This window comes from Cytobacillus oceanisediminis (genome assembly GCF_004366035.1).
GTDB lineage: Bacteria > Bacillota > Bacilli > Bacillales > Cytobacillaceae > Cytobacillus > Cytobacillus oceanisediminis_C.
Genome location: NZ_SOEE01000014.1, coordinates 56,081 through 72,412, shown reverse-complemented (window position 1 = coordinate 72,412; position 16,332 = coordinate 56,081). Strand labels below are relative to the sequence as shown.

General features: G+C 43.4%; 14 protein-coding genes. 11 read left to right on the top strand and 3 right to left on the bottom strand.

The annotated features are described in order from the left end of the window. Nucleotides 1–21: 21 nt before the first annotated feature. The gene (locus DFO72_RS25470) at nucleotides 22–3,105 is read left to right on the top strand and encodes an efflux RND transporter permease subunit (RefSeq protein ID WP_113885074.1); all 3,084 of its coding nucleotides are present in this window, start codon (nucleotides 22–24) and stop codon (nucleotides 3,103–3,105) included. Between the two features lie 218 nt (nucleotides 3,106–3,323). Here DFO72_RS25470 and DFO72_RS25465 read toward each other — a convergent pair whose 3' ends face one another. Beyond that, the gene (locus tag DFO72_RS25465) at nucleotides 3,324–4,547 is read right to left on the bottom strand and encodes an MFS transporter (RefSeq protein ID WP_113885073.1); all 1,224 of its coding nucleotides are present in this window, start codon (nucleotides 4,545–4,547) and stop codon (nucleotides 3,324–3,326) included. Nucleotides 4,548–4,742: 195 nt separating this feature from the next. On the opposite strand from DFO72_RS25465, the gene DFO72_RS25460 reads away from it, so the two are divergent. Then, on the top strand, nucleotides 4,743–5,306 hold the full coding sequence (locus tag DFO72_RS25460; RefSeq protein ID WP_113885072.1) for a hypothetical protein: 564 nt from the start codon (nucleotides 4,743–4,745) through the stop codon (nucleotides 5,304–5,306). A 291-nt stretch (nucleotides 5,307–5,597) separates the two neighbouring features. Further along, complete coding sequence (locus tag DFO72_RS25455) at nucleotides 5,598–5,732, top strand: BA3454 family stress response protein (RefSeq protein WP_113885071.1); 135 nt, start codon at nucleotides 5,598–5,600, stop codon at nucleotides 5,730–5,732. 49 nt (nucleotides 5,733–5,781) lie between these two features. On the opposite strand, the gene DFO72_RS25450 is transcribed toward DFO72_RS25455, so the two are convergent. Next, the gene (locus DFO72_RS25450; protein WP_166672558.1) at nucleotides 5,782–6,471 is read right to left on the bottom strand and encodes a hypothetical protein; all 690 of its coding nucleotides are present in this window, start codon (nucleotides 6,469–6,471) and stop codon (nucleotides 5,782–5,784) included. Between the two features lie 196 nt (nucleotides 6,472–6,667). Next, entirely contained in the window at nucleotides 6,668–7,441 is a 774-nt protein-coding gene (locus DFO72_RS25445) for a general stress protein (protein WP_113885069.1), read from the bottom strand. A gap of 180 nt (nucleotides 7,442–7,621) precedes the next feature. Here DFO72_RS25445 and DFO72_RS25440 point away from each other — a divergent pair, with 180 nt between their 5' ends. The 8 genes from DFO72_RS25440 (at nucleotide 7,622) to DFO72_RS25405 (ending at nucleotide 16,327) form a co-directional block, all read left to right on the top strand. Further along, on the top strand, nucleotides 7,622–8,824 hold the full coding sequence (locus DFO72_RS25440) for an alanyl-tRNA editing protein (RefSeq protein WP_113885068.1): 1,203 nt from the start codon (nucleotides 7,622–7,624) through the stop codon (nucleotides 8,822–8,824). A gap of 180 nt (nucleotides 8,825–9,004) precedes the next feature. Next, nucleotides 9,005–9,322 (top strand): DUF3870 domain-containing protein, encoded by a 318-nt coding sequence (locus DFO72_RS25435; protein WP_035331889.1) that lies wholly within the window; start codon nucleotides 9,005–9,007, stop codon nucleotides 9,320–9,322. Nucleotides 9,323–9,503: 181 nt separating this feature from the next. After that, nucleotides 9,504–10,328: a M55 family metallopeptidase gene (locus DFO72_RS25430; protein WP_113885067.1), complete on the top strand. Its 825-nt coding sequence runs from the start codon at nucleotides 9,504–9,506 to the stop codon at nucleotides 10,326–10,328. Between the two features lie 13 nt (nucleotides 10,329–10,341). Continuing rightward, nucleotides 10,342–11,274, top strand: coding sequence for an ABC transporter permease (locus DFO72_RS25425; RefSeq protein ID WP_113885066.1), 933 nt, complete (start codon nucleotides 10,342–10,344; stop codon nucleotides 11,272–11,274). Beyond that, entirely contained in the window at nucleotides 11,274–12,230 is a 957-nt protein-coding gene (locus DFO72_RS25420; protein WP_113885065.1) for an ABC transporter permease, read from the top strand. The genes DFO72_RS25425 and DFO72_RS25420 overlap by 1 nt, the downstream gene beginning before the upstream one ends. 4 nt (nucleotides 12,231–12,234) lie before the next feature. Further along, nucleotides 12,235–13,233 (top strand): ABC transporter ATP-binding protein, encoded by a 999-nt coding sequence (locus tag DFO72_RS25415; RefSeq protein ID WP_113885064.1) that lies wholly within the window; start codon nucleotides 12,235–12,237, stop codon nucleotides 13,231–13,233. Between the two features lie 108 nt (nucleotides 13,234–13,341). Beyond that, nucleotides 13,342–14,967, top strand: a complete 1,626-nt coding sequence (locus DFO72_RS25410) for a peptide ABC transporter substrate-binding protein (protein WP_113885063.1) — start codon at nucleotides 13,342–13,344, stop codon at nucleotides 14,965–14,967. 439 nt (nucleotides 14,968–15,406) lie between these two features. Next, the gene (locus tag DFO72_RS25405) at nucleotides 15,407–16,327 is read left to right on the top strand and encodes a S66 peptidase family protein (RefSeq protein ID WP_113885061.1); all 921 of its coding nucleotides are present in this window, start codon (nucleotides 15,407–15,409) and stop codon (nucleotides 16,325–16,327) included. Nucleotides 16,328–16,332: the final 5 nt, after the last annotated feature.

Sequence of the window (16,332 nt, the reverse complement as noted above, 5' to 3'; positions counted from 1 at the left end):
CAATTAAGGGTAGGTGCACAAGTGAAAGGTTTAGTGAATTTTGTCCTGCAGAATAAACTTGCAGTCTGGCTGTTAACAATTATTATCACGGTATCTGGCATCTATTCAGGTACGCGGATGAATATGGAGACCATTCCGGATGTCTCAATTCCTTACTTAATGGTAATGGACGTATATCCGGGGGCGACTCCTGAAAAAGTGATGGAAGATGTGTCCATCCCAATTGAAAAAGCCGTAGAAGGCCTTGAAAATGTTAAATCAGTTTACTCAAATTCATATTCTAACATGTCAAATATCCAAGTGGAATATGACTATGGTATTGATATGGACGAAGCCAAGCGGGCTCTCCAATCAGCTCTTGATGTAGTGGAGCTGCCGGAAGGAGCACAGGAACCTTCCATCACGGCCATCAGCATGAATATGATGCCGGTTGCTGCACTGAGTGTAAGCAGTAAATCAGAGGGTATTGTTGAGTTAACCTCAACTGTAGAAGATATCATACTTCCAAAAATAGAAAAAATTGATGGTGTAGCATCAGCGACCATCACTGGTCAGCATGTGGAAGAGGTGCAGCTCACATACAACGAAGAAAAACTGGCTGAGCTGGAGCTGACGGAAGATAAAGTAAAGGAAATGATTCAGGCAAGCAACATGGCTGTATCATTGGGGCTTTACGAGTTTGAGGAAGGAGAACAGGCTGTCGCAGTAGACGGCAAGTTCATGACCGAGGATGAATTAAAGAACATGCTCATCCCAGTAACACCAACGGCACAAAACCAGTCACCTTTTGTGAAGCTGAGTGACATTGCCGAGATTGATACCGTCGGCAGAGTGCAATCTGTTTCCCGTACAAATGGTAATGACGCCATTGCGATTCAAATTGTGAAAGAACAGCAGGCAAACACCGTTGAAGTGGTCAACAGTGTCAAGGATTTAATCAAGGAAGAAAAAGAAAAGGTCGAGGGTCTAGTTATAGATCTTTCACTTGACCAGGGTAAGCCAATTGAAGAATCTGTTTCAACCATGATTGAAAAAGCTGTGTTTGGCGGGCTGATTGCAGTTTTGATTATTTTACTGTTCCTGCGTGATTTTAAATCCACGATTATTTCAATCGTATCTATTCCAGTTTCGATTTTCATGGCTTTGCTGCTGCTGAACTGGATGAATATTACCTTGAACATTATGACGCTTGGAGCCATTACGGTTGCCATCGGCCGAGTAATTGATGACTCTATCGTTGTGGTTGAAAATATTTACCGCCGCCTGCATTTAAAAGAAGAAAAACTAACAGGGCGGGCACTTATTCGTGAAGCTACCATCGAGATGTTCAAGCCAATCCTTTCGTCTACATTAGTAACGGTTGCTGTATTCGCCCCGCTCATTTTTGTAGGAGGCATGGTCGGCGAGCTGTTTATGCCATTCGCTTTGACGATGACTTTTGCGCTTGGTGCTTCACTCCTTGTGGCCATTACAATCGTTCCAGCACTGTCTCACTTCTTGTTTAGAAAGAAGCTGTACAGTGAAAAAACGGAAGGCAGCCATAAAGAAGCTGGAAAGCTATCAAAATGGTATAAAGGCATTCTTGAGAAATCTCTTAATCATAAGATTATTACATCCATCATTGCAGTAGTATTGCTAGCGGGAAGCTTAGCTCTGACACCAATGATCGGATTCAGCTTTATGGGCAGTGAAGAAGAGAAAGTGATGTATCTAACATACACGCCTGAAGCTGGAGAACTTAAAGATGAGACATTAGAGAACGTTGAAGCAGTAGAAGAAGAGATGCTAAAGCGTGATGATATTGACATCGTTCAAATATCTGTAACCGAAGAAGCGGATCAAATGGCTGCCATGATGGGCGGAGGAGCAGGCGGAGCCTTAATGTACCTGATCTTTGACCCTGAAATGGATAATTTCCCTGAAGTCCGTGAAGAAATAGAAGATTATGTGTTTAATATCGGACAATCAGGTGAATGGAAGAGCCAGAACTTCTCTTCGATGTCCGGTTCAACCAATGAAGTCAGCTACACATTCTACAGTGAAGATTTAGATAAACTGAATGACTCTGTCAAAATGGTAGAAGACGTAATGAAGGAAAATGAAGAATTGGAGGATGTTTCTTCAAGTGCAGAAGACGCATTTGTTGAATATACCTTCAATGTTGAACAGGATGAACTGCTGCAGTACGGTCTGACAGCCGGACAAATTGTCATGATGCTCAATCCGTCAGCCATCAAGGATGTTCTGACAACGATTGAAAAAGACGGTGAAACGCTTGAAGTCATTGTCCAGCAGGAGAAAGCGGAACAGCCGAAATCCATTGATGATATCCTGGCAACACAGGTGCCGACAGCGATGGGTACAACTATGCCTCTTTCCGAGCTTGTCACAGTGAAAGAAGGAACAACGCATAATACGCTTGCGCGCAGTAAAGGCGAGTACTACGCAACCGTGTCAGGTACGGTGAAAGGCGATGACATCTCAAAGGCTACTTCTAAAACAGATGAAGCGATTGATGAATTGGATCTGCCTAAGGGTGTAACAGTCGGAGTTGCGGGTGTTCAGGCAGACATGACTGAGACGTTCACACAGCTTGGCGCTGCAATGCTTGCAGCCATCGCGATTGTGTACTTCATTCTGGTCGTTACATTCCGTGAAGGTGTGGCGCCATTTGCGATTCTCTTCTCCCTTCCATTTGCCGTGATTGGTTCTTTCGTTGGCTTATTAATTGCCGGCGAAACGATTTCTGTATCGGTCATGATGGGACTATTAATGCTAATTGGTATTGTCGTAACCAATGCCATCGTTCTGGTGGACCGGATCATCCATATGGAACGTGACGGTCTGGTCATGAGGGAAGCGGTGCTGGAGGCAGGGGCAACCCGACTTCGCCCAATCCTGATGACAGCCATTGCGACAATTGGTGCATTAATTCCATTGGCCATCGGCTCTGGCGGTGGAGGGCTTATCTCCAAAGGCCTTGCGATTACCGTTATCGGCGGTCTGACAAGTTCGACGCTATTGACCCTTATCATTGTGCCAATTGTGTACGAAGTATTATCTAAAATGTTTAAGAAAAATCGCAGAGAAATCGAAGAAAACTAAAAAAAAGCCCTGCAGGTTTTAAAAACTTGCAGGGCTTTTTTCGCTTTTCAAGCTATTCTTTTTCTGGGATTCTAGTCGGAATTACGTTATTCATAAAATTTGCGGTATTTTAAGAGCCTGTGTGAGGATATCCGTCAGATTCTTATTATATCGGTCACTTCGCGTCACATCACCTTTCCAGCCAGATCATAATGAAAACAATACTCAGACTCTGAAAACTAAATTCCCCTAATCAACTCCCTCTTTTCTTTTACAAGATCCACTCTTGAAAACAGAAGTGCATACATAATAGTAAAAATAAGATACGATAAGCCAATAATCAGGCTAAGAGTCCTCGGATCAAAAATCTCCAGCAGGAATCCTGCTGCACCCATGGAGATAGCGAGGGAAAGGTTTGAAACCATCTGCATTAAACCAAAAAAGGTTCCCTGTTTGGATCGGGGTATGAATTTCATCATGACCGTGTCCAGGCAGATGTTGCCAAGGCCGCCCGCAAAGGTGATCAGCACAACGGTGAAAAGTGCTGTATAAAAGCTTGGTGCGAGGCTTAATATAATATGGCTAGTGCCTTCTAAAGCGATAAAGATGATCGCGAGTATCAGGAGGCCCTTCTTGATCATATGAGAAAAGAATGAGCTAAGAATGAGCCCAACCCCCAGTGCGCCATACATAAATCCAACGCCTAATTCTCCCATATCAAAAACTTCCAGACCATAAATGCTTACAAGAATATTGTCAATTCCATTGGCGAGCGGCATGGTCAGCATCATGATAAAAAAGGCAATCAGTGCAGAAGAGCCAAGTATAAGCCTCGCTGGCGAAACCGCAGCAGAAGTTTTCGTTTTTTTTCTATTTTCCTCTGAGACAGCCGGGAAAACCATCCTGGAGATTAGATATGCTGACAATAGGAAGGTAAGGCCGTTAATCATGAAAGCAGCATTGTTTCCTAGAAAGTAGGCGAGGATTCCTCCGGTGCTTGATCCAATAATGAGGACGGCCCCGATCATGACTTGTTCAATCGCATTAACATATATAAGCCTATCTGATTTTACAAGGGCAGGTATCGCAGACATCCTGGCCGGTGAGTAGATGGCTTCTCCCGCTGCGATTAGGAATGCACTTGCATAAACAATCCATAAATCCCCTGCTTCCCTTACGAAAAGCAGTCCCAGGACAGCAGGCACTCTCAACAGGTCTACTGCCACCAGAATGGCCTTTTTGGAAAAACGGTCTGCCAGCATTCCGCCTATTGGAGCAATGAAGAAAAAAGGTGCCATGCGAATGGCAAATAATAGCCCAATCGCTACTCCGGAACCTGTTACATGGTATAACAGTGCAAGCAGCGCAACCTGTGTAAACCGATTTCCGATTCCATTAATGACACCAGCCCAAAAGAGCTTTTGATAATTTGCTTCCTGTTTCCATACAGTCCAATTTGTCATTATTTCCGCACCTCTGCGAATGTTAATTCGATATGTATCTAATTTGATGGATGATGGAAATAATTGATTAGATAAATATCTAATTAGATTATATTCGAATTAGTTTGTTTTCACAATCAAAAATTTTACATTAATTTGTAGAGATGAAACTTTATCATTGGGATAATCGTAGAGAATATTAAGGAGGCGGGTATAATGAGATTAATTTTCGAGGTTCTATTTCTATTAATCGTTATCTATTACAGCTATCATTACATTATTTTAATAGCGCAAATGAAGAAACCTGCCCTGATTCCTTTTGACAGGACTGATCTGAAAACAGTAAGGAAATTCCCTCAGAAATCTGCGGATGCCCCTGTTATCTCAAAAAACAAGCTGGGACTAACGATGTATGCTGTCATGCTGGCTTTTCTAATCGCTATGTTTATATTCGGAAAATATAACATGAAATTCAGCTGGACGTATCTCTATCTTCTGTTTATCCCTTTAATCAATGCCAAGGATCTGCTGAATGTATTTGCTGTCTATGATGACGGCTTTATAAGCGGAAGCAAGTTTGTTCCATGGAAAAAGCTGAAATCCTTCCATTTCAAAAAAATCGATCTGAATCATAAATACTATGGATATTCTCAAGAAGTAAATGAAGGCTACGAACTTATCCTTAAAACAAAAATGGGCAGCCATAGCCTTGTTGTAACGGAAGAGGAAATGAAAGAAACGCTGGCCAGTATTTTTGAAGAGCATGTGAAAAATGACTAGGAGTTGAGTGGAGCGGAAGGTGCTAATCCAGCAAAAAATGCTATCGCATTTTCTTCGTCCGGTGTTTTCTTGAGGAAGCTTATTCAACGTCCTGTGGGAGGAGTGGATCAGGTGAGATCCCACATAAGCAGTGTTGAGCAGGCTCAGCGCCCGCCCCGCTGAAGGCGAGTGCTTCGTGCTGAAATCAAACGTGCAATATTTGAAGGATGAATAAAGTACTTACATAAAAAGTTTTAAATCGTCCTTTTGTTGGTATTTATATAATAAAACATCAGGAAAGGATCAAGAGAGATGAAAGAAATTACAGTAACTGTTGACTATGAAGGTTTAAAATATCAAACGAATATCATTACAAATAAAGAAGCTGGCGACGAGGAAATTTTAAAGCAGGCAGAAGACCAGATCAGAAAACAGTTAAATAATTAAGCATAAAAAATACCCCCTTAATCAGAAGATAAGGGGGTTAATTGTGGAGTCAATGCAGTTTTTGATTTAGTTTTTGCTGCAGCATTTCAATTTTATTCGGCAGTACAAATAAATACTCAATTAAACTCTCTAAGAGCTCCATCAGCAAAGAGGCCATTTCCTGATCAATATCTTTTTCAAGATCAAGCATCTGGTAAAAGGCGCTGCCTGGCTGTGCCAGCTGGCTTAAAGATTGCAGAGGCCTTGCTAAGTCAACATGCTCTGGCAGCTGTTCAAACTGCTTGGAAAGGTTTTGCCCTTTGACCTCTTCACCGAGAAAGTTTTTTAGTATGCTTTCAAGTACCCGTTTGGACATCACGGCAGTAGCCACTGTATCTTTTGAATAGCTTACATTTAAAGCCGATCGGTATGCTCTTGTCAGGTCTCCCGGCACTTCCTTTATTTTCTCAAGCTGAGTCAGGAGCTCTTTCGCTGAATTGGGATCATAGATATAGAGAATAGTCCCGTCGCTGGATTGTTCAGATTGATTAAGGATCATGATAAAAACCGATTCCTTTTTGCAGGCAGAACAATTTCCATGGGAAAGTATGCTGGACTTGCTTGTATGATTATAATTTGCCTTTATCGTAAAAAGACTTGGTTTACTGCATTTAGGGCACTCGCATTGGACACTTGATGGTATCTTTTTGTAACCAAATTGACTATGAGAAATAATTTGTGCTGGCAACACTCTTCTCATTATCATTTCCCCCCGCTAGATTTCTGTTTTTCCATTCCATTACATTTAAGTATAACTTTGAAAATTATGCGGACAAGCCTGAAAAATCTGGAATTTTTTCAATGCGAATCCCGTATTGAAATGTGAGAGCTGCTTCATTATCTGTATAAATGCAAAAAAGGAGCTCGTCCCATTCTTGGGAAAAGCTCCTTTTTCTTTATCCTTTATAAGGGTTATTGCGGTTCTCCCTTACGTTATTAAAATCATAAGCATCTCTGTAGCGGGTATCCACATCATCGTTGTAGGCCGAAACAGTACGGTCTGTATAGTCATCTGTTTTCGTGTCGTCAAGCTTTTCGCTTAGCGGACGGTTTGAGTCCAGATTTTGATCTGTCCAAACACTGCTGCTGTTTCTGGTGTTATCCTTAAAAGCATTCGTTCCGCGGTCAAGCTCCCCTGGATTTAAAGGATCAGCGTTTGTATAGGTTGTCCGGTCTCCTTCCAGAACAGAACGATTTGTATCTGAATAGCCGTCGGTAAAATCGGCGGACTTAGTCTCAGGGTCGACTAACACAAGAATTTTTCCTGATTTGACGTCAGCTTCATAACGGTGTGCTTCCTCTTCAGGAATGCCCATGCCGATAAGTGCTCCTGCAATACCGCCGGCACCTGCGCCAACAGCAGCTCCTGTTAATGTAGCAGCGATTGGTCCGGCTGCCACAATCGGTCCGATTCCGGGAATGGCCAATGCGCCTACACCGGCCAGAAGACCTGTTAATCCTCCCAGAATTCCGCCTGTTGCCGCTCCGGCAGCTAATCCTTCTTCAGTTTTTGTGCCTGTTTCCTCTGTAACGGCATCCACATCATCTTTATTTTTGCTGATTACAGAAATATCTTCAGGGCGGTATCCCTCCGCTCTTAACTTTTCAACCGCTTGAATAGCATCCTGCTCTGTATCATATGCACCTACAATATGCTTGTTTGTTGCCATGTTCATCATCCTCCTTATAATTTATTGCTTATCTATTGGTGTACATACCTTTTTCATCACATCCATAAACCGGGTGGATAAAATTACTAATAATTTCCCCTTGACTAATAAGTGGCTTGACCTGTAACTGCATAATCGGTACTTTAAAAATAGAATAGTCACAAGGAAGGTTGGTTCGCTTTGATTAAACTTTATTATGAAGACCCATATATCCAAACATTTGAAACGGAACTTTTATATCAGGCAGCAGATGACAAGGAAAAGATATATGCCGTCCTGAAAGAAACAGCCTTTTATCCAACTGGCGGAGGACAGCCTCATGATGAGGGAACACTCAATGGCGTAAAAGTGGTGGATGTTGAAGAAGCTGAAGGAGAAATCCGTCATTATTTAGAAAGGGAATTGGACCCGTCCATTTCCAGTGTATCAGGAGAAATCGATTGGAACAGACGGTTTGACCATATGCAGCAGCATGCAGGACAGCATATTTTATCGGCTGCCTTTGAAGAGCTTTACGGCTATAAAACGGTAAGCTTTCATTTAGGCAAAGAAACATTAACCATTGACCTGGAAATTAGTGAATTGCCGGTTCGGCATGCAGAAGAAGCGGAGAGATTGGCTAATCGCATCATTCTTGAGAACCGGCCAATAGAAGCCAGGTGGGTGAGTGCGGAAGAAGCTTCCCAATTTCCGCTCCGCAAGCAGCTGTCTGTAAGGGAAGACATTCGGCTTGTGATGATCCCGGAATTTGATTATAACGGCTGCGGCGGAACCCACCCATCTTCAACCGGCCAGGTCACCGGCATTAAAGTATTAGACTGGGAACGCCAAAAGAAGAAAATCCGTGTGCAGTTTGTCTGCGGGAGCCGGATCCTTGCTCAGCTTCAGAGCAAACATGAAATCACAAAAAATCTTAGTCAGCTTCTTAATGCACCAGAACAGGACTTGCCTTCAGCAGCCAGCCGTTTGATAGAAAACGGAAAGAACCTGGAGAAACAACTGGAAGCAGAAAAGGAAGCACTGTTAGCTTATGAAGCAAAAGAAATATTCGCAGCAGGAAACGGAGAGTGTACCAGCAAGGTCTTTGAGGGACGCTCCATCCAGGAGCTCCAGAAACTGGCCCGCCTAATCGCCTCCCAATCTGAAAATGCTGTTGTTATCCTAATCAATGAAACCACCGATAAACTTCAATTTGTTTGCGCCAGAGGAGCAGATTCCGGGTCTGATATGAAGAGCCTTGCTGCAGAGCTTTTGCAGAAGCTTAACGGCAAAGGCGGGGGGAATCCTCTATTTGCACAGGGTGGGGGAGACAAGCTTATGAGCGGGGAGGACCTCCTTCAGCATGCACTGAGACTTGCAGGGCAAATCAGCTCAGAAAACTGATTAGGTAATAATGAAAAGGAACAGCCATAATTGATAAAATATTTAGAAAAGTGTTGAAAAGTGATTGTAATACAGCTTCTGTTGTATTACAATTTTGGTACGGGCCATGCATTATAATGAATGTTTATGATAACCTCATAAACGCCTCATATAATATCCGGTTCTGCAGGAGGCTAGTTCATGTACAGACAAAATACCGTCTATATCATCGGAGACAGCAAAACATCATTGAACAATCCGATTATGCAAAAATACAATGGCTTTTTTATCGGTCTTGTAATTGACAGGGAAACAGATGAAATTGTAGATGCAGAATGCTCATCTACCATTAACTTAACCTCACTATTTATTAAATCTATATTTGTCGGCAAATCTATATTGGAAGCAGACAAGGTAATGGAAGAAATCGAAAGCCGCTACTTCGGCTCCTCGCAAAAGGCACTAATGGTTGCCTTTAAAAATGCGCATATAAAATATACACAAATTATGAATAAGTAGAGCTGCTTTTTCTGTTTTCCGCAGATGAAATCCAGCTATCAGAGAAAAGCATTATTTTCTCCGATAGCTGGATTTTTTTCATTCTGCCTGTATAAGAGGAAGATTACAGATGAATTTTACAGAAAATAGCAAATAATCTATAATGTTAAACTATAACAATATAATATTTGGGGGATTATTAATGAAGCTTTATCTATCTGTTGATATGGAAGGAATAACGGGTCTGGCTGATCACACTCATGTAGACTCTTCGAAGCACAATTATGAACGCAGCAGGGTGATCATGACTGATGAAGCAAATCATGTGGTAACAGCTGCCTTTGATGAGGGCTGCAGCGAGGTTATTGTAAATGACAGCCACTCGAAAATGAATAACCTGCTGATTGAAAGGATGCATCCTGAAACACAGCTGATTACTGGCGATGTGAAGCCATACTCAATGGTTCAGGGGCTTGATTCAACCTTTAGCGGTGCCATGTTTGTTGGTTATCATGCACGTGCTTCCATGAAAGGAGTGATGTCCCACTCCATGATATTCGGTGTAAGGCATATGTACATCAATGACCATGCCATTGGGGAAATGGGCTTTAATGCTTATGTGGCAGGTTATCATGGCGTACCGGTTCTCATGGTGGGCGGAGATGACCAGGCGGCTCTGGAAGCAGAAAAATTAATCCCGAATGTCACCACTGCAGTTGTAAAGGAAACGATTTCCCGCTCAAGCGTGAAGTCACTGACACCTGCAAAAGCCGGACAGCTTTTAAGAGAAAAAGCAGCAGAGGCTCTGAGCAGGAAGGAACTTGTAGAACCGCTTGTTCCGCCGGAAAACCCTGTATTGAAAATTGAATTTGCCAACTATGGCCAGGCTGAGTGGGCTGCTTTAATGCCTGGTGCAGAGATAGTAGAGAATACAACCATTGTCCGCTATCAGGCTAAAGATATTCTTGAAGCATACCAGGCAATGCTGGTGATGACTGAGCTGGCCATGAGAACTACATTCTGTTAGGAAGTGTTAATGAATGACTGGATACATAATAAAACGCCTTATCGCAATGGCCGTCACACTTTGGTTCATTATCACTCTGACTTTTTTCTTAATGCATTCCATACCGGGGTCGCCTTTTAATGAAGAAAGAAATACAAGTGAGGCGGTTCAGCGGAATCTGGAGAAATTCTACCATTTGGATGAACCGCTCTATGTCCAATATGGGATGTACTTGAAGTCCGTTGTGACATTCGACTTTGGGCCATCTATTAAAAAATCTTCCCAGACGGTTAATGAAATGCTCGGCCGGGGTTTTCCGGTGTCTTTCGAACTGGGAATCGTCACATTGATCGTGGCGGTTTTTTCGGGAATTGCCCTCGGAATCATAGCTGCCCTCCGGCACAATGGCTTTATTGATTATTTAGCGATGACCATTGCTGTTCTGGGGATATCGGTGCCAAACTTTGTCCTTGCGACACTGTTAATTCAGCAGCTTGCTGTCAACCTGGCAATCCTGCCGGTGGCTACCTGGTCAAGTCCGAAGCATATGATTCTGCCGACTCTCGCGCTTGCAACCGGGCCCATGGCAATTATCGCCCGTCTGACACGTTCAAGCATGCTGGAGGTGCTGACGCAGGATTACATAAAAACGGCCAAAGCCAAAGGCTTATCACCAGTAAAAATTGTGTTTAAGCATGCACTGAGGAATGCCCTTCTGCCTGTCGTAACTGTATTGGGATCCCTGGCAGCAAGCATTTTGACAGGTACGTTTGTCATTGAAAAAATCTTTGCCATTCCTGGAATGGGAAAGTATTTTGTAGAAAGCATCAATACACGTGATTATCCCGTCATAATGGGGACCACTGTTTTTTACAGTTCAATTTTGATTATTATGCTGTTCCTTGTGGACATTGCTTACGGAATTTTAGACCCGAGAATTAAGCTTCACAAAAAGGAGGCGAGCTAATGGAACTGCGCAAACAGCATGATAACCGCAACCTTGCACCTGATATTCCGGATGACTGGTTTGTGCCTATGGCCAAGGATCAGGATGCGGCGGAAGCAGTTGTAAGGCCGAGCCTTTCCTATTGGCAGGATGCATGGCGCCGGCTTTTGAAAAATAAGCTGGCAATGGCAGGGTTATTCTTTCTTATTGCTTTAGCCTTTATGTCTATTTTTGGACCGATGATTTCCCCGCATAGTGTATCTGAGCAGTCTCTGACTAATCAGAACCTTCCGCCATCATCGAAATATTGGTTCGGCACTGACGAGCTGGGCAGAGATGTATTCGCCAGAACATGGTATGGGGCAAGAATTTCCTTATTCGTGGGAATTGTTGCTGCCATGATTGATTTTGCAATCGGAGTCATCTATGGCGGGATTGCCGGCTATAAAGGCGGCAGAACAGATAATGCCATGATGAGGGTTGTGGAAATTCTTTATGGACTTCCTTATTTGCTTGTTGTTATTTTAATCAGCGTCGTAATGGGACCTGGTTTGTTCACGATTATATTTGCCCTTTCTGTGACGGGCTGGGTTGGGATGGCCCGGATTGTCCGCGGGCAGGTCCTGCAGATTAAGAACTATGAATTTGTACTGGCATCAAAGACTTTTGGGACAAAAACTTCGAGGATTATTAAGAAAAACCTGCTTCCGAACACGATGGGTCCTATTATTGTACAGATGACACTTACCGTTCCTTCAGCCATCTTTGCAGAGGCATTCCTGAGCTTTCTGGGATTAGGCATTCAGCCTCCTTTTGCCAGCTGGGGATCCATGGCCAATGATGGGCTATCTACAATTCTATCAGGTCACTGGTGGCGCCTGTTCTTCCCTGCCTTTTTTATTTCCCTGACCATGTTTTCGTTTAATGTGCTGGGAGACGGATTGCAGGATGCCCTTGATCCGAAGTTAAGGAGGTAGCAGTATGGAAAAAGTACTGGAAGTAAAAGACCTGCATGTCACATTTACCACTTATGGCGGAGAAGTCCAGGCTGTAAGGGGAGTAACATTTGATCTGCTTAAGGGAGAAACCCTTGCGATTGTCGGTGAATCCGGCTGCGGAAAAAGCGTGACTTCCCAGAGCATCATGCGGCTGATTCCCTCCCCGCCCGGGAGAATAGCTGATGGTGCAGTCCTTTTCAAAGGGAAGGACCTGACCAAATTAAAAGAGTCTGAAATGCGGGATATTCGCGGTGCAGACATTTCGATGATCTTTCAGGATCCAATGACGGCTTTGAACCCTACGATTACAATTGGGGAGCAAATTATAGAAGGAATAATGCAGCATGAAAACATTTCCCGGCAGGATGCCCGTAAAAAGGCCCTGGAAATGCTTAATTTAGTTGGGATTCCAAATCCGTCCGAAAGATTGAAGCATTACCCGCACCAGTTCAGCGGAGGGATGAGGCAGCGGATTGTGATTGCCATGGCCCTTGTCTGTGAACCCGAGGTGCTGATTGCCGATGAACCTACAACCGCACTTGATGTGACCATACAAGCTCAAATATTGGATTTGTTTAAAGATATCCAGAAGAAGACTGGAGTATCCATTATCATCATTACCCATGACCTTGGCGTTGTCGCTCAAGTAGCGGACAGAATTGCCGTCATGTACGCAGGAAAAATAGTGGAAGCCGGAGAACGAAGGGAAATCTTCTACAATCCACAGCATCCCTATACGAAAGGCCTGCTGAATTCAGTTCCGCGTCTTGATTTGGACGGAGCTGATCTAGTTCCCATTGGCGGATCGCCACCGGATTTATTCGCTCCGCCGGCTGGCTGCCCATTTGCAGCCCGGTGTGGCTTCGCAATGGAAGTATGTGACCGGGTCTATCCATATAAAACTCACTTAAGCCGAGATCATCATGTAGATTGCTGGCTTCAGGATGAGCGGGCACAGAAAATGCTTGCAGCCGTAAAATAGGTTTTCCCTTTCACAGTACTGGATCAGCACTGTGAAAGTTATGATTCTATCAGCTGTCAAACAGGCACCTGGTAGATAAAGAAATATATTTTAAGAGGGGGAAAAAGAATGAAAAAGTTTTTATCACTGCTGCTGGCAGGAGTATTGCTATTTGTCATGGCAGCCTGTACGGCAAATGAAAATGCCGGCAAAGAGACAGACAGCAAGGATGATGGCAAGAAAGAAGAAAGTGCTGAAAAAGTGCTTTATTTGAACAATGGCCAGGAGCCGACATCGTTTGACCCTCCTATCGGCTTTGACTCTGTTTCCTGGAGCGCACTGAATAACTTGATGGAAGGTTTGACCCGTCTGGGGCAAGATCATGAACCAGAAGCAGCTATTGCTGAAAAATGGGATATCTCAGAAGATGGAAAGACTTACACCTTTCATATCCGTGAGGATGCAAAATGGTCAAATGGTGATCCTGTAACTGCAAGTGACTTCGAATTTGCATGGAAGCGCCTTTTAAATCCTGATACAGGGTCTTCAGCCGCTTTCCTTGGCTACTTCATTGAAGGTGGAGAAGCATATAACAATGGGGAAGGATCAGCTGATGATGTAAAAGTAAAAGCAGTTGATGACAAAATATTTGAAGTTACTTTAGTTAGTCCGCAAGCTTACTTCCTAAGTGTGATTACTAACCCGGCGTTTTTCCCAATTAACGAAAAAGTTGCAACAGAAAACCCGAAGTGGTTTGCTGAAGCTGAATCTTTTGTCGGAAATGGCCCTTTCAACTTAACGGAATGGGAGCATGACAGCCATTTTGTAATGGAGAAAAACGATCAATATTGGGATGCTGAGACGGTAAAGCTTGATAAAATCCACTGGGCAATCATTGATGATACAAATACAGAATATCAAATGTACCAATCTGGAGAACTGGATGTATCTGATGTACCATCTGAGCTAAGTGAGCAGCTTCTGGGAGAGGCAAAAGTTGAGGACCAGGCTGGAGATTATTTCTATCGATTTAATGTAAACATGGAGCCATTCCAGAATCTTAACATCCGTAAAGCATTTGCGATGGCAGTGGATCAGCAGCAAATTGTTGATTTCGTCACAAAGAATGGTGAAAAGCCAGCATATGGATTTGTTTCATATGGATTTGCTGATCCTTCAGGAAAAGATTTCCGTGAAGTATCCGGAGATCTTGTAAAAACAAATGCAGAAGAAGCGAAGGCATTACTTGAAAAAGGTATGGAAGAGGAAGGATATGATAAGCTTCCAGAAGTTACCTTAACATACAGCACGGATGATACACACAAGAAAATAGCTGAAGCACTTCAGCAAATGTTCAAGGAAAACCTTGGCGTGGAAGTAAAGCTTGCCAACATGGAATGGAATGTATTTGCTGAAGAACAAAAAGCGCTTAAATTCCAATTATCACGAAGCTCGTTCCTTGCTGATTACGCAGATCCTATTAACTTCCTTGAAAACTTCCAGACAGGACATTCCATGAACCGTACTGGCTGGAGCAATGAGAAATATGACCAGCTGATTAAAGATGCAAAGAATGAAGCAGATGAAGCCAAACGCTTTGAACTAATGTATGAAGCTGAAAAAATCTTATTTGAAGAAATGCCGATTATCCCTATCCATTTCTACAACCAGGTTTATCTCTATAATGATGCTGTTTCAGGAATTGTCCGCCATCCGGTTGGATACGTGGAGCTTAAATGGGCAGATAAGAAGTAATACTCCTTCGGCTTGATTTGAAGGTAACAGGAAAAAAGGGGTGTTCGTGCGAACATCCCTTTTTTTCAGAAGAATAATTTTTTGAAGAATAGAATCTTTGAACTTTAAAAACTGCCTAGCTCTGAGCGCCGTCTGCTCGAGATCTTAAGCTTGGCTAACTGCGGCTCCCAGGGACTCGAGGTCATTTATGCTTGTCGTCCCTAAGCAGTCGCCTTGGTTTTTCGGGCAATCACTTCTGAAGGCAGGATACCCTCTGCTGGCGTTTGTCTTATGCTTATCGCCGGTAAGCTGGCGCTCTGCGCTTTTCGAATTATTTCCCGAAAAATAATACATTTTCCCGAATTTTAGCTTATATCCCCGACAATTATTTCATTTCCCAAACAATGCTTTTGCTGAAGGAGCATATAATGCTAATAAACAATTAAAAGGATGTGGCAGCATGGCAATGAAACCTCAGCGCCTGGAAAAAGGCGATGTGATTGGAATTATAGCACCGGCAAGTCCTCCCAATCAGGAAAACCTGAAGCGCTCCCTGGTCTTTTTGGCGGAGCTTGGAGTAAAGGTAAAGATGGGCGATCATGTGACTGATCAATATGGTTACCTGGCCGGTAAGGATGAAGACCGGCTGGCGGATTTACATAACATGTTTAAGGATGAGGAAGTTAAAGCCATTATTTGTGCAGGCGGCGGCTATGGCACAGGGAGAATTGCGTCCCAAATCGATTACAGCCTGATAAAAGAAAACCCGAAAATTTTCTGGGGCTACAGTGATATTACATTTCTGCACACCGCAATCCGCCAGCAGACCGGATTGGTAACTTTTCATGGACCGATGCTGGCTTCCGATATTGGAAAAGAGAATGCGGATCCCCTTTCGAAGCAATACTTTAACCAGTTATTCGAACCTGTAAGTCTTGACTACCCTGACGGTATTTCCAACCTGGAGACAATGGTAAGCGGGAGTGCCTCAGGAATCTTAACGGGAGGCAATCTGTCTCTCTTGGCCAGCACGATTGGAACACAATTCGAAATTGATACAAAAGATAAGCTTTTGCTTATTGAAGACATCAATGAAGAGCCCCGTGCGGTCGACCGCATGCTAAACCAGCTGCATATGGCCGGGAAGCTTGAGGGTGCGGCCGGCTTTATCATCGGGGACTTTAATAATTGCATCCCGGAGAGAGAACTTTCCCTGGAATTGGATGAAGTGCTGGATACGTATATAAAAAGGATGAATAAGCCGGCTGTAACGGGCTTTAACATCGGCCATTGCTCTCCTCATATTTCTGTGCCATTAGGTGTAAGGGCAGAATTGGATGCGGCCGGTAAAAAGCTGACAATCGAAAGCGGCGTTAAGTAAAAGGG

What these genes read in the sequence shown, in the direction of transcription:
- DFO72_RS25465 (WP_113885073.1), bottom strand. Translation starts at nt 4,547, where the DNA reads ATGACAAATTGGACTGTATGGAAACAGGAAGCAAATTATCAAAAGCTC.
- DFO72_RS25460 (WP_113885072.1), top strand. Translation starts at nt 4,743, where the DNA reads ATGAGATTAATTTTCGAGGTTCTATTTCTATTAATCGTTATCTATTAC.
- DFO72_RS25455 (WP_113885071.1), top strand. Translation starts at nt 5,598, where the DNA reads ATGAAAGAAATTACAGTAACTGTTGACTATGAAGGTTTAAAATATCAA.
- DFO72_RS25450 (WP_166672558.1), bottom strand. Translation starts at nt 6,471, where the DNA reads ATGAGAAGAGTGTTGCCAGCACAAATTATTTCTCATAGTCAATTTGGT.
- DFO72_RS25445 (WP_113885069.1), bottom strand. Translation starts at nt 7,441, where the DNA reads ATGGCAACAAACAAGCATATTGTAGGTGCATATGATACAGAGCAGGAT.
- DFO72_RS25435 (WP_035331889.1), top strand. Translation starts at nt 9,005, where the DNA reads ATGTACAGACAAAATACCGTCTATATCATCGGAGACAGCAAAACATCA.
- DFO72_RS25430 (WP_113885067.1), top strand. Translation starts at nt 9,504, where the DNA reads ATGAAGCTTTATCTATCTGTTGATATGGAAGGAATAACGGGTCTGGCT.
- DFO72_RS25425 (WP_113885066.1), top strand. Translation starts at nt 10,342, where the DNA reads ATGACTGGATACATAATAAAACGCCTTATCGCAATGGCCGTCACACTT.
- DFO72_RS25420 (WP_113885065.1), top strand. Translation starts at nt 11,274, where the DNA reads ATGGAACTGCGCAAACAGCATGATAACCGCAACCTTGCACCTGATATT.
- DFO72_RS25415 (WP_113885064.1), top strand. Translation starts at nt 12,235, where the DNA reads ATGGAAAAAGTACTGGAAGTAAAAGACCTGCATGTCACATTTACCACT.
- DFO72_RS25410 (WP_113885063.1), top strand. Translation starts at nt 13,342, where the DNA reads ATGAAAAAGTTTTTATCACTGCTGCTGGCAGGAGTATTGCTATTTGTC.
- DFO72_RS25405 (WP_113885061.1), top strand. Translation starts at nt 15,407, where the DNA reads ATGGCAATGAAACCTCAGCGCCTGGAAAAAGGCGATGTGATTGGAATT.